Source organism: Stenotrophomonas sp. TWI809, from assembly GCF_039673205.1.
Classification (GTDB): Bacteria; Pseudomonadota; Gammaproteobacteria; order Xanthomonadales; family Xanthomonadaceae; genus Stenotrophomonas.
Genome location: NZ_JBDJLE010000009.1, coordinates 86,247 through 99,723, shown reverse-complemented (window position 1 = coordinate 99,723; position 13,477 = coordinate 86,247). Strand labels below are relative to the sequence as shown.

The 13,477-nt window shown below is 68.0% G+C and carries 10 protein-coding genes; 5 read left to right on the top strand and 5 right to left on the bottom strand.

Features of this window, described 5'->3' with window-relative positions; all coding sequences use genetic code 11:
* Positions 1-12: 12 nt before the first annotated feature.
* Both ABE472_RS09405 and ABE472_RS09400 read right to left on the bottom strand, forming a co-directional pair.
* Positions 13-1,341 carry a CitMHS family transporter gene (locus ABE472_RS09405; protein WP_070473693.1) on the bottom strand — a complete coding sequence of 443 codons (1,329 nt, stop codon included), beginning with the start codon at positions 1,339-1,341 and terminating at the stop codon, positions 13-15.
* Between the two features lie 40 nt (positions 1,342-1,381).
* Complete coding sequence (locus ABE472_RS09400; protein ID WP_346466064.1) at positions 1,382-2,563, bottom strand: porin; 1,182 nt, start codon at positions 2,561-2,563, stop codon at positions 1,382-1,384.
* A 156-nt stretch (positions 2,564-2,719) separates the two neighbouring features.
* On the opposite strand from ABE472_RS09400, the gene ABE472_RS09395 reads away from it, so the two are divergent.
* The 3 genes from ABE472_RS09395 to ABE472_RS09385 are packed head-to-tail and all read left to right on the top strand — an operon-like array spanning position 2,720 to position 5,929.
* A complete protein-coding gene (locus tag ABE472_RS09395; protein ID WP_019183779.1) occupies positions 2,720-3,421 on the top strand; it encodes a response regulator transcription factor in 702 nt (233 codons plus the stop codon).
* Positions 3,411-4,793 (top strand): sensor histidine kinase, encoded by a 1,383-nt coding sequence (locus ABE472_RS09390; protein WP_346466081.1) that lies wholly within the window; start codon positions 3,411-3,413, stop codon positions 4,791-4,793. Before ABE472_RS09395 ends, ABE472_RS09390 begins: the two co-directional genes overlap by 11 nt.
* Positions 4,790-5,929, top strand: coding sequence for an ABC transporter substrate-binding protein (locus tag ABE472_RS09385; RefSeq protein ID WP_070425887.1), 1,140 nt, complete (start codon positions 4,790-4,792; stop codon positions 5,927-5,929). The genes ABE472_RS09390 and ABE472_RS09385 overlap by 4 nt, the downstream gene beginning before the upstream one ends.
* On the opposite strand, the gene ABE472_RS09380 is transcribed toward ABE472_RS09385, so the two are convergent.
* The gene (locus tag ABE472_RS09380) at positions 5,857-7,158 is read right to left on the bottom strand and encodes a citrate:proton symporter (protein ID WP_346466063.1); all 1,302 of its coding nucleotides are present in this window, start codon (positions 7,156-7,158) and stop codon (positions 5,857-5,859) included. The genes ABE472_RS09385 and ABE472_RS09380 overlap by 73 nt on opposite strands.
* A gap of 111 nt (positions 7,159-7,269) precedes the next feature.
* On the opposite strand from ABE472_RS09380, the gene ABE472_RS09375 reads away from it, so the two are divergent.
* Complete coding sequence (locus ABE472_RS09375) at positions 7,270-7,920, top strand: response regulator transcription factor (protein ID WP_070425885.1); 651 nt, start codon at positions 7,270-7,272, stop codon at positions 7,918-7,920.
* Here the strand turns inward: ABE472_RS09375 and ABE472_RS09370 are convergent.
* Together ABE472_RS09370 and ABE472_RS09365 are read right to left on the bottom strand one after the other, a co-directional pair.
* Positions 7,917-10,580: a PAS-domain containing protein gene (locus tag ABE472_RS09370; protein ID WP_346466062.1), complete on the bottom strand. Its 2,664-nt coding sequence runs from the start codon at positions 10,578-10,580 to the stop codon at positions 7,917-7,919. The two genes, ABE472_RS09375 and ABE472_RS09370, sit on opposite strands and share 4 nt — an antisense overlap.
* 56 nt (positions 10,581-10,636) lie before the next feature.
* Positions 10,637-11,803, bottom strand: coding sequence for a porin (locus ABE472_RS09365; protein WP_019183785.1), 1,167 nt, complete (start codon positions 11,801-11,803; stop codon positions 10,637-10,639).
* Positions 11,804-12,066: 263 nt separating this feature from the next.
* Between ABE472_RS09365 and ABE472_RS09360 the strand changes: the two genes are divergently transcribed.
* Complete coding sequence (locus ABE472_RS09360) at positions 12,067-13,416, top strand: dicarboxylate/amino acid:cation symporter (RefSeq protein ID WP_121039654.1); 1,350 nt, start codon at positions 12,067-12,069, stop codon at positions 13,414-13,416.
* The last annotated feature ends 61 nt before the right edge of the window (positions 13,417-13,477 follow it).

The window sequence follows — 13,477 nt, the reverse complement described above, 5'->3', positions numbered from 1 at the left end:
TTGGTAGGCGGATCAGGACGCAAGCGGATACAGGCCGAACAGCAGCCCACCGAACATCAGCAGCATCGAAATGGCGATGGCCCACTTCAGGGTGAACTTCTGGTGATCGGCGAACTCCACCTTGGCCAGGCCGACCAGCAGGTAGGTCGAGGGCACCAGCGGGCTGAGCAGATGCACCGGCTGGCCGGCCAGCGAGGCACGCGCCATCTCCACCGGCGTGATGCCGTAGTTGCCGGCCGCTTCGGACAGGATCGGCAGCACGCCGAAGTAGAAGGCGTCGTTGGACATGAAGAAGGTGAACGGCATCGAGGCCAGCGCGGTGATCACCGCCAGGTAGGGGCCCCAGCTGTCGGGAATGATCGCCAGGAAACTGTGCGACATCGCCTCGACCATGCCGGTGTTGTTGAGGATGCCGGTGAAGATGCCCGCCGCGAAGATCAGAGAGACCACCGACAGCACGTTGCCGGCATGGTTGACCACGCGGCGGCGCTGCTCGGCCAGGTTCGGGTAGTTGATCACCAGGGCGATCGCGAAGCCGACCATGAACAGGACCGGCATCGGCAGCACGCCCAGGATCAGCGCGGTCATCAGGGCGATGGTCAGGCCCAGATTGACCCACAGCAGCTTCGGGCGTTTGGTGTCCTCGGCGTCTTCCACCGTCGGCAGCGTGTTGCCATCATCGGAGACGCTGTTGTCCATCCAGCTCCCGCCCTGCGGCAGGGTCACCACGCCCAGGCGACGGCGTTCCTTCATGCCCAGGTACCAGGCCAGCACCAGCACGCCGGCGCAGGCGATCACCATGGAGGGAATCAGCGGCACAAAGACGTCGGCCGGGTCCACGTGCAGCGCGGTGGCGGCACGGGCGGTCGGCCCGCCCCACGGGGTGAGGTTCATCACGCCACCGGCGAGGATGGTCACGCAGGTCATGTTCAACGCGTTCATGCCCAGGCGCTGATACAACGGCAGCATCGCCGACACGGTGATCATGTAGGTGGTCGAGCCATCGCCGTCGAGCGAGATCAGCATCGCCAGGATGGCGGTGCCGAGCACGATCTTCATCGGGTCGCCCTTGACGAAGCGCAGGATGATCCGCACCAGCGGATCGAACAGGCCCGCATCGATCATCACCCCGAAGTACAGGATGGCGAACATCAACATCACGCCGGTCGGCGCGATCTTCTTGATGCCTTCCAGCATCATGTCGTCGATGCCGGCCGCGAAGCCGCCGATCAGCGCGAACAGGATCGGAATGGTGATGAGGGCGACCAGCGGCGAGAGCCGCTTGCTCATGATCAAATACATGAATGTAATGACCATGCCAAAGCCGAGGATGCTCAGCATCATCTGCATTCTCCAGAAGAAACGGTGCGGAAAGTAGGCATCAGAAGTCGTACTGCAGGCGGCCGGTGACCGCGCGCGTGCGATCCACGGTGGCGTCGGCCAGGCGGTCGCGGTTGCGGCTTTCGATCAGGTTGAGCATGAAGCGCAGGTTCGGGCGGATGTACCAGTTGCCACCCAGCGTCCACGCCTCGGTCTGGCCGTCGCGCAGGTCGGGCTGGCCGATCAGGTGCTGGTCGCCGCGCATCTGGTCATAGCGCAGTGCCAGTTCGAACGCGCCGGCGGTGTGCTGGAAATCCTTGACCCGGCCGAAGCGCCCCGTCTTGCGGTCGTACACGCGCGATTCGCCGGTGACGAACCAGCTGACCAGGCCGTAGCCGGCCAGCACCTTGCCGCGCTGGCTGCCGTCGTCGAAGGTAGCGCCGCTGAATTCGCCCTGCCAGGACAGCGGCCCGTTCACCTGTGCGTACTCCAGCGACCACTTGTTGACGTCGGTGTCGCGCCCGGCCGAGAAATCGACCAGGGTCAGGCGGCTGTTGTCCGAGAGATGGCCGGCCGGGCGCGGGCGGATGCGCAGGGCGGGGACGCCGTCGGCGCCAGGGGTGTCGTAGCGCTCATGCGCCAACGACACGCCCAGGTGCAGGACATCACCGGCGGTGGCGCCGGGGGCCCAGGTCGCACGGCCACCGGCGGCACGGCCCTTGACCTGCCACGCGTCGATGCTCTCCAGGCTGTAGGCGCTGGCGGCCCACGTCATGTCGCCGCGCGCGGCCTGCCAGGAGGCGCCGAGGCGATACAGCGGCGCCAGCGTGGTGCCGGCATTGCCGCGCTCCAGGAAGCTGCCGTAGTTCGAACTGGTGCGGTCATCCAGCGAGAAGAACTGCTTGAACTGGCCCACGGTGAGCTTGCCGGCATCGCCGAAGCTGCGGCTGACGAACACATCCTTGGCCTCGACCCGGTCGCCGGAGAAATCCGCTTCCAGCTTGTAGTCGACCACGAAGAACTTGCCGGATACGTCAAGCCATGCGCGACGGATCTCGGTGTCGTCCTTGTTCGGCGTACCGCGGCGGTCGTTGTGGAAATCGGCGAAATCCAGGTGCAGGCGGCCGCCAAGGCTGGCCGTGACCGGGCGGTCGTCAGTGTTGTCGTCGGCGGCCCAGGCGGGTGCGGCCAACAACAGCGTGCAGGCGGCCGGCAGGCACCAGCGCAGTGTGTTCAGTTCCATGGCCCCTCCCAGGTACCGTGTGTTCGGTGGTGTCGCGTTGGCGCAGCCTAGTGCCGGGATGCTGTCATCCACCTGTCAGCCATTGCTGCACCGCAGCGAAGCGCACGGATGCGGCCGCACGCGCTAGCATTCGTGCACCTTTCCCGATCCCGACCGATGCGCATCCTGCTGGTGGAAGACAACCCGGACCTGGCCGACGCGATCGTCCGCCGCATGCGGCGCAGTGGGCATGCCGTGGATTGGCAGAGCGACGGCCTGGCCGCAGCGAGCGTGCTGCGCTACCAGTCGTTCGATCTGGTCGTACTCGATATCGGCCTACCCAAACTGGATGGGCTGCGCGTACTGGCCGGCATGCGTGAGCGCGGTGACAGCACCCCGGTGCTGATGCTGACCGCGCGCGATGGCATCGAAGACCGGGTGCAGGCGCTGGATGTCGGCGCGGACGATTACCTCGGCAAGCCGTTCGATTTCCGCGAGTTCGAAGCGCGCTGCCGCGTGCTCTTGCGGCGCACCCGTGGCCAGGCCAGCGAGGTGGTGCAGATTGGTGGCTTCCAGTTCGACAACGCCGCGCACCGGGTCAGCCTGGACGGCCAGCCGATCGAGCTGCCCAACCGCGAGTACCGCCTGCTTGAGATCCTGATGGGTCGGCTGGGGCAGGTGGTGGGCAAGGACGAGATCGGCAACGGCCTGTTCGGCTTCGATGACGAGGCCGGCCCGAACGCGATCGAACTCTACGTCGGTCGCCTGCGGCGCAAGCTGGCCGATGCACCGCTGCGCATCGTCACCGTACGCGGCAGCGGCTATCTGCTCGAAGCACACGACGCCACGCCTGATGGCAGCCGTCCCGATGGCGGGTGATGCCCGCGCGCCGAGCTCGATCCGGCGCACGCTGTGGCTCTATCTCGGCGGCTTGATGGCGCTGTTCGCCGTGGCGCTGTTCTTCGGTGCACGCGACTATGGCCAGCGCGCCGCCAATCGTTCCTACGATCACCTGCTGGTGTCCTCGGCACTGTCGATCATCGATTCGGTGGCGCTGGTGGAGGCGCAGTGGCAGGTCGATCTGCCCTACGCCGCGCTCGACCTGCTGGCGATGGCGCCGGAAGACCGCGTGTTCTATCGCGTCTCCGATGCACGCAACCAGACCGTGACCGGCTACGACGATCTGCCGGCACCGCCCCGCACGCCGACCGATCGTCCGCAGCTGTTCGATGCGCCGTACAGCGGCGAGACCGTGCGCTTCGTCGTGGTGTCGCGGCGGGTCTCCTCCCCGTCCGCGCAGGCGGAAGTCCGTGTGCAGGTCGGGCAGACCCGGCGCGCACGTGAGGCGCTTGCCCAGGACATGGTGACCCGCGCCCTGGTCGCGATCGTGGTGCTCTCGCTGTTGTCGCTGGCCCTGGTCGCGCTCGGCGTGCACCGCGCGCTGCGGCCGCTGGTGCGGGTCGAACGCGAGCTGTCCCGGCGCGAGCCCTCCGATCTGCGGCCACTGGATGCGGCCACGCCGCAGGAGATGGACCAGATGGTCGGTGCGCTGAACCACTTCATGGGGCGGCTGTCGACCAGCAATGAAACCCTGCGCGCGTTCATGGCCGAGGCCGCGCACCAGATGCGTACGCCGCTGGCCGCGCTGCGCGCGCAGGCGCAGCTGGCACTGGATGACGATGATCCGGAGGACATGCGCCGCAGCCTGCAGGCGATCGAGCGCAACGCCACCCACATGAGCCGCCTGCTCAACCAGCTGCTCAGCGATGCCAGCGTGATCCATCGCGCGAACCTGCAGCGGTTCGCGCCGGTGGACCTGGCCGAGACCGTGCACCAGGCCCTGCATGAGGCGCTCCCGCAGGCATTGCCCGCACCCCGCGTGCAGTTGGCGGTGACCCGCGAGCCGGCCTGGGTCAACGGCGATGCACTGCTGCTGCGCGAAGCGATCAAGAACCTGATCGACAACGCGCTCAAGTACGGTGGGGACGGCGCGTTGCAGCTCGCGTTGACCACCGATGACACCCACTGCGTACTGACCATCGCCGATCACGGCCCGGGCATCGCGCCGGCCGATGCGGAGCGGGTCTTCGAGCGTTTCGCGCGTGGCGAAGGTGCGGCCGCCGGTGGCGCCGGGCTCGGACTGGCGATCGTCAAGCGCGTGGTTGACAGCCATGGCGGCCATATCGATCTGTCCAACCGGGTGGGCGGCGGCCTGATCGCCACGATCCGGATGCCGAGGAGGCACGCATGAAGGTTCTGTCTGGTCTGTGGTTGATGCTGGTGGCTTTCACTGCAGCGGCCGACCCCGGCGACGTGCAGCGCTTTCCCGCGCAGGGCACGCCCACCGCGCAGCTGCGCATCCATGGCTCGACCGACATCGAGGTGTTCGCCACGGTGATCGCCGACTACCAGCGGCTGCATCCGGGGACGGAGGTGATCTACGAAGACATCATCACCCAGGATATCTACAGCCGTTACCTGCACGTGCCGGGGCCTGGCGCGGCACCGGATCTGCTCATCAGCAGCGGCATGGACCTGCAGACCAAGCTCGTCAACGATGGACACGCGCTGCCGCACCGCTCGGCGCAGACCGATGCCTTGCCCTCCTGGGCGCAGTGGCGGCACGAGGCGTTCGGGATCAGCTACGAGCCGGTGGTCATGGTCTACAACACCCGCCGCCTGGCGGCGAACCGGGTGCCGCGCACGCGCCGGCAACTGCTCGATCTGCTGCACGCTGCCGATGCACCGTTGAAAGGGCGGGTGGGCACCTACGATATCGAGCGCAGCAACGTGGGCTACCTCATGGCCACCCAGGACAGCCAGCGCGGCAGCATTGCCGGCGCGCTGCTGGGTGCACTGGGCGACAACGCGGTGCAGTTGGAGGAACGGACCGGCGTGCTGCTGGACCGGGTCAGCCGGGGCGAACTGGCGCTTGTCTACAACGTGCTGGGGTCCTATGCACGCGCACGGATCGAGGCCGGCGCGCCGTTGGCCATCGTCGAACCGGAGGACTACACCCTGGTGGTGCTGCGTACGGCGGTCATACCGCGCAGCAGCCGGCACCCCGAGGAAGCGGGCCGATTCCTGGATTACCTGCTGTCTCCGCGCGGGCAGCAGGTCCTCTCACGGGAGGCACGCCTGACCTCGATCCTGCCCGCAGCCACTACTGGCGGCGGGCCATCCAGCAACCTTCGCCCGATCCAGCTCGGCCCCGGCCTGCTGGTGTATCTGGACGCACTCAAGCGTCGCCAGTTCCTGGAAGCCTGGCGCGCCAGCGTGCTGCCCGCAGGCAGTGACAGCACGCCGCGCGAAGATCAGAACACGCCCAGCAACCAGGCAGCCCCCAGCAGAAGCAGAGAGAAGCCCCACATCCACCCCAGCGAGTAGCGGATGTGGCGCCCGATGTCCGCTCCGGCCAGCCCCAGCGCCAGCCATAGCGCCGGTGAGAACGGGCTGATGAAGGTCCCCACGATGTTCCCGATGGTCAGTGCATACACGCTGTGCGCGGGGTCCACGCCGAGCGGCGTAGTGATCTCCAGTACCACCGGCAGCAGTCCGAAATAGTAGGCATCGGTACTGAGCAGCAGTTCCATCGGCAAGCCGACCACGCCGAGCAGCACATGCAGCCATGGCAGCATGGGGTCGGGAAGCACATGGGCCAGGTCCGCCGCGATGGAGCGCAGCATCCCGCTGCCGTCCATCACCCCCAGGAAGCAGCCCGCGGCCAGGATGATCGCACCCATCTTCAGCGCCGCCGGCGCATGCGCGGCGATCGCCTCCATCTGCTGCGCGGGGCGCCGGTAGTTGATCAGCAGGGCCAGCGCCAAGCCGATCATGAAGATGTAGGCCGAGGGCAAAAGACTCCCGACCAGCGCACCCAGGACCGCGACGAACAGCAGCGCGTTCAGCCCCGCATGGCGCACGGGCACCGGCGCCGCTGCGCGGGGCAGCGGCGCAGCGGTCCCGGCAGGCGCCAGGTCGCCACCGCTGGCGGCAAGGCGGGCAGCACGCCCGCGTTCGCGCAGTCCCAGCACGGCCGCCATCGCCAGCAGCAACACCGCACCGACCACCTGCACCGGCAGCAGCGGCTGCCACAGCACGCCGACGTCGATGCCGGTCACGGCGGCAGCGCGCCCGAGCGGCCCCGCCCACGGAAGCATGTTGAAGATGCCTGCACCGGTCGCTAGCAGGAGCAGCATCAGGTACGGACTCATGTGCAGGCGCCGGTACAGCGGCAGCAGCGCCGGCACGGTGAGCAGGAAGGTCGTGGCACCGGCACCGTCCAGATGCGCCACCATCCCGAGCAGTGCGGTCATCATGGCGACCGCGACGACATTGCCCGCGGTCATCCGCACCAGCCCGTCAACCAGGGGGCGGAACAGCCCCGCATCCTGCAGCACCCCGAAGAAGGTGATCGCGAACATGAACATCGCAGCGATCGGGGCGACCCGCCTCAGGCCGTCATTGAAGTAGCCAGCAAGCGCATCCGTGCCGGTTCCGACAATCAGCGCAGCCACCAGCGGGACCAACACGAGGGCGATGATGGCCGTCGTTCGCCCGGTGATCAGCAGAGCCACCAGTGCAGCAATGGTCAATAGCCCGATGAGTGTCAGCATGCAGCCTCCAGTACAAGGAAATGTCGATCCGACCCTGTCACCGGTGAGCTGTCATCCAGCTGTCAGCGGCCGAATGCGACAGCGCGCCGGGTGGCATGCCACACTTCATGCATGAGTGACATCACCGTCCTGGTCGCCGATGACCACCCGCTGCTCCGCGCTGCGGTCGTGCATTCCCTGCGTCAGGCGCTGCCCCAGGTCCACGTGATCGAAGTGGCCAGTGCCGCGACACTGGAAAGCGCGCTCGATCAGCACGCCGAAATCGAACTGGTCCTGCTCGACCTGACCATGCCCGGTGCGCGCGGATTCTCCTCGCTGCTGCACGTACGCGGTGCGCATCCGGACATACCGGTGGTGATCGTGTCCTCCAACGACCACCCGCGCGTGATCCGGCGGGCGCAGCAGTTCGGCGCGGCGGGGTTCATCCCCAAATCAGCGCCGGCCGAAACGCTCGGCCAGGCGGTGGCGGCGGTGCTCGATGGCGGCGTGTGGTTCCCGGCGATGGCGGCAGAGCGGTCCGAATCCGATGCGCTGCTGGCCACGCGGCTGGCGCAACTGACTCCGCAGCAGTTCCGGGTGCTGTTGTGCCTGGCCGACGGCCTGCTCAACAAGCAGATCGCCTATGAACTGGGCTTGGCCGAAAATACGGTCAAGGTGCACGTGACCGCGATCCTGAAGAAGCTCGAGTGCCACAGCCGTACGCAGGCGGCGGTGCTGGTGAAGGCGCTGGAGCCGGAAGGGGACGCAGGCGCCGGCATCTAGCGCGTGGCATCACCGCGATGGCGCAGCAGCACCTGCGTCATCAGCGCGCGCAAGGCCGGCGGACGCACCGGTTTGGACAGAAATCCCCACCCGTTTTCGGCCGCCTGTGCGCGCAGTGCATCGTCGCGTTCGGCCGTGACCAGGATCACCGGGGGCCGCGCCTGCCATTGCACGCACAGCGCCTCGTAAAGATCGGGGCCATGGAACTCGCCCATGCGCACATCGAGCAGCAGCAGCTGCGGCACCGTGGCGGGCGCGGCCAGGTCCAGCGCGGCCTGCGGGCCATCGGCCAGTTCCACCGCACAGCCCCAGCGTTCCAACAGCGCGCGGGTGGCGGCGCAGACCCGCGGATCATCATCGATGCTCCAGACCCGGCAATGGCGTAGCGGGCTGTCATCGCCGGTGTCCACCACCGGGGCAGCCGCGGGCGCCGATGCCGGCACCACGTCTGCCGCCTCGCCCATGGGCAGGCTTACCGAAAACACACTGCCACGCCCCAGCGTCGAGCGCAGGCGGATCGGGTGGCCGAGCAGGCGGCCGATGCGCTCCACGATCGCCAGGCCCAGCCCGGCCCCGCGTTCCTGGTCCACGCCATCGTCCAGCCGCCGGAACTCTTCGAAGATCTCGCCCTGCAGGCTGTCGGGAATGCCCGGCCCCTGGTCATGCACTTCGATGCGCAGCTGGGCACCGTCGCGGCGGCAGCCGATCAGTACCCGGCCCCGCGGGGTGTAGCGCAGCGCATTGGACAGGAAATTCTGCAGGATCCGGCGCAGCAACGCCTCGTCGCTGACCACCACCGCCCGCGTATCCACCCAGCGCAATTGCAGGCCGCGGCTTTCGGCAGCCAGGCCGAACTCGCGCGCCAGCGTTTCCAGCAGCGGCGACAGCGCGAAGGCGCGCACATGGGTCTGCAGCGCACCCGATTCCAGCCGCGAGATGTCGAGCAGGCTGTTGAGGATGGCGTCCTGCGCCGCGAGCGCGGCATCCACGTGCTCGCTGAGTTCGCGCGCGTCGCCCTGCAGCTTGCCGCGCAGCACCGAAACGAACATCCGCGCGGCGTTCAACGGCTGCAGCAGATCGTGTACGGCCGAGGCCACGAACCGGGACTTGTAGCGGTTGGCCCGTTCGGCTTCGCGGCGCGCTTCATCCAGATCCCGGGTGCGCTCGGCGACGCGGTGCTCCAGCGCATCGGCGAGCGAGCGCAGTTCGCGCGCGGTGTTCTTGTAGGCGGTGATGTCGGCGTAGCTGGTGACGAAGCCACCGTCGGGCAGCGGGTTGCCGCGGATCTCCAGCACCGTGCCGTCGTCTTTCTCGCTTTCGCGCATGTGCGGGCGCCCGCTGCGCAGATGGTTCAACCGGCGTTCGATGGCTTCATCGATCGGGCCTGGGCCAAGCAGGCCACGGCGCGCGTTGTAGCGGAAGATCTCCTCGATCGGGCGTCCGACCCGGATCAGCCCGGTCGGAAAGCGGAACAGCTCCAGGTAGCGTGCGTTCCACGCCACCAGCTTCTGCTCGTTGTCGATCACCACCACGCCCTGTGGCAGGTGGGCCAGGCTGCGGCTGAGACCGCTGTCGGCCTGCTGCGCGGCCTGCAGCACGCCGTCCTGGGCGGTGCGCAGCTCCTGTGCATGCTGCTTGAGCACGCTTTCCAGCTCGCGCCGGCTGCGCTGGCGGTGCGCGGCCAGGCGTCGGCGCTGCTGCACGAACAGGCCCAGGAAGCATAGCGCCAACCAGATCCCGCCAGCGGCCAGCGCGGCGCTGCGGCCGACGGCCGTGCTGGCGCTGGCGTCATGCAGCAGGTGCAGTTTCCACTGCGGTTCGTTCAGCGCCAGGGTCTGCCACAGCACCGGCCGTGGCAGGGCGGGCTGCTCCACGCGCACCATGCGCCCGCCATCGGCGAGCACCTCCGCGGTGCGGGCCTGCAGCGGCTGCAGCGAGCGGTCGGCGTACTGGCGGGTTGCCAGCATCTCGCTGCGCTCCTGCGGGCCGAGCGGGCGCAGCAGGCGGTAACGCCAGGCATCGCCGTTGGCCAGGAACACCACGTCATGCGCGTCGGTGGCCAGCACGATGTCCGGGCTCTGCAGCCATTCCTGTTCGAGTGCGCGCAGCTCGATCTTGATCGCCACCACGCCCAGCACGGTGCCGCGATCGTCGTAGATCGCCTGCGAGAGGAAGTAGCCCGGCACGGCCGTGGTCATGCCGATGCCGTAGAAATGCCCGCTGCCGCGCGCCATCGCCTGCTGGTAGTAGGGGCGGTAGCTGTAGTCCTCGCCGACATTGCTGGTCGGTTGGTCCCAGTTGCTGGCGGCCACGGCGATGCCGTGCCGGTCGATCAGGGTCAGGGTCGAGGCACGGGTGACGCTGTTGGCCTGGGCCAGCTTGAGGTTCAGCCGCTGCCGCTCGGCGGCGGTGAGCGGATGGGACACCGCCTGGTGCAGGTCCGGGTCCAGCGCCAGCACCTGCGGCAGCGTGCCGAAGCGATCGATGCGCTGCTGCAGGGTCTGCGCATACAGGCCGAGCTGACGCCGCACCTGCAGGTTTTCGTCATCCAGCGCCCGCTGTTGCGCATAGCGCCCGGCCAGCAGCGCACACAGCGCCGTGCCGCCGAGCATCAGGACGATGAGCAGCCACCAGGGGCGATAGCGGGAGACGCGGTACATGGCGCCAGTCTAGGCAGGGCAGGGCGGACGCGCGTCAACGCGTCCGCCGGACGGGCTCAGAAATGCATCTGCGCGCGCAGTTCGAAGATCTCCGGCTGGCTGCGCACGCCGCGACGGCTGGCGTCGACCTTGACGTAGTTCGCCTGGAACTTGAAGTGCGAGGTCAGGTACCAGTTGGCGCCAAGGGTCCAATCGTGCTGGCGGCCGCCGAACACGTCGGCATCGTCCAGATCGATGCGGCTGTAGCGGGTGACCAGCTCGACCGCGCCGTAGCCGTGGGCCGGCTTGACGTTGGCCACCGCGCCGGCGCTGTACGGGCGCGATTCGCCGGTCAGGATCCAGCTCGCCATCGCGTACTGGCCGCTGCCGGTGTAATCCGGCTTGCCGTCACGGCTGACCGTGGTCTGCAGCGCTTCGCCCTGCAGCGAGAACGGGCCGCGGATCCAGATGCCTTCCAGCCCGGTGCGCACGATCTTGTCGGCGGTGGTCAGGGCACCGGAGTCGACCAGGCGGATGTCGGTCAGGCCGGCTTCCGGACGCGCACGCAGGCGCGCGCTGGCGGCGTGCGAGACGTCACGGCCATCGCGGTAACCGCGCGGGTTTTCCTGCGAATAGGCCAGGCCCAGGTGGACCACGTCGCCTGCGGCCTTGACCGGGGTCCACACGCCGCGCACCGCCTGGGTGGTGCCGGGGTTGTCGCCCTGCAGGTCCTTGCCGCCGTAGGCGCCAGCCTGCAGCAGGTACTGCGGGCGCTCCAGCACCCATTCGGCACCGGTGCGGCGGCCTTCGTAGAACGCCTGCACGGGCAGGGCGGTTTCCAGGAAGCTGCCGGCGCGCGAGGAGGTGCCGGCGTCCAGGCCGACCGGGGTCTTCATGTAGCCGAAGCGGAAGCGGCCGATGTCGCTGCCGAAGAAGGCCTTGCTCTCGAAGCGGACGAACACGTCCAGCCAGGTGTCGGCCTGGAAGTCGTAATAGACCATGGCGTCGTACACGCCCTTCTTCTTCAGGGTCGCGCCGAATTCCTTGCGGCGCACGGCGTCGGCGTCTTCGATGCCGCTGCCGCCGGAGAAGTCGTTGAGGTCATAGGCGATGTTGGCAGTCGCTGCCAGCTCGGTACCGTCACTGAAAGTGGTCTTGGTCGGCCAGTTGTCCCAGTCGGCCGCGGTGGCGGCGAGCGGGGCGGTGGTCAGGGCCAGGGCGATGAACAGGGGCGTAGGGCGCATGGGCGGTAGCTGCTTGAATAAGGGTGGGGCAGAACAACAACGGCCGCGGACGGCAAATCTGTGGGTCTGTCCCCCTTGATCCGCTGCCGGGCCACCCGCCGCCGTGGGGGCGCGGTGCCGGGGCAGTGTAGGCAGTCCGGCCAGCTGAACCGGGGGGCTAGTACCAATAGGTTATCTGCGTTGGCGAGATGCGGGCGTAAAAAGGCCACGCCAGATGCCGCCCAGCGCGGCCGGCATCCTTCGTGACACTGCCGGAGCTTTCCATGCACGTTCCCACCACCGCCCCGCTGGCGGCCAAGCCGCTGCCGTTCTACCGCCAACTGTATTTCCAGGTCGTGGTGGCGATCGTTCTCGGTGCCATCCTCGGCCATTACGAGCCGGCCTTCGCCGAATCGCTCAAGCCGCTGGGCGACGCCTTCATCAAGCTGGTGAAGATGATCATCGCCCCGGTGATCTTCCTGACCATCGTCACCGGCATCGCCGGCATGACCCACCTGCGCACCGTGGGCCGGGTCTTCGCCAAATCGATGGCCTACTTCCTGTTCTTCTCCACGCTGGCCCTGATCGTGGGCATGGTGGTGGCACACGTGGTGCAGCCGGGCGCGGGGATGAACATCAACCCGGCCGATCTGGACCAGACCGCCGTCAACGGCTATGTGCAGAAGTCGCATGAGCTGACCCTGGTCGGCTTCGCGCTGGACATCATCCCGGCCACCCTGGTCAGCGCCTTCGTCGAAGGCAACATCCTGCAGGTGCTGTTCGTGGCGGTGCTGTTCGGCATCGCGCTGGCCCTGACCGGCGCCAAGGGCCGCCCGGTGCTGACCTTCCTGGAAGCGCTGACCGCCCCGGTGTTCCGCCTGGTCCACATCCTGATGAAGGCGGCTCCGATCGGTGCGTTCGGCGCGATCGCCTTCACCATCGGCAAATACGGGGTCGGCTCGCTGGTCAACCTGGCCTGGCTGGTCGGCTCGTTCTACCTGACCGCCTTCCTGTTCGTGGCGGTGATCCTGGGCGTGGTCTGCCGCCTGTGCGGGTTCTCGGTGTTCAAGCTGGCCCGCTACCTCAAGGCCGAGCTGCTGCTGGTGCTGGGCACCTCCTCCTCGGAATCGGCGCTGCCCTCGCTGATGGAGAAGATGGAAAAGGCCGGCTGCAGCAAGTCCGTGGTGGGCCTGGTGGTCCCGACCGGCTACTCGTTCAACCTGGACGGCACCAACATCTACATGACCCTGGCGGCGCTGTTCATCGCCCAGGCGACCAATACCGAGCTGACCCTGGGCCACCAGATCGCCCTGCTGCTGGTGGCGATGCTCAGCTCCAAGGGCGCCGCCGGCGTCACCGGGGCCGGCTTCATCACCCTGGCCGCCACCCTGGCCGTGGTGCCGGAAGTGCCGGTGGCCGGCATGGCGCTGATCCTGGGGGTGGACCGCTTCATGAGCGAATGCCGCTCGCTGACCAACTTCATCGGCAATGCGGTGGCCACTGTGGTGGTCTCGCGCTGGGAGAACGCGCTGGATCGCGACCGCCTGGCGATGGTGCTGGACGGCCGCGAAGCCGAGCTGCCGCCGCTGGTCGTCGCCGACCTGCCGGACACGCTGCCGGCCCCGGCGCACTGAGCCCGATGACCTGATTGTGTGGTGCATGGTCGTGCCGTTCCTGCCGGGGCGTCGCGGCCAT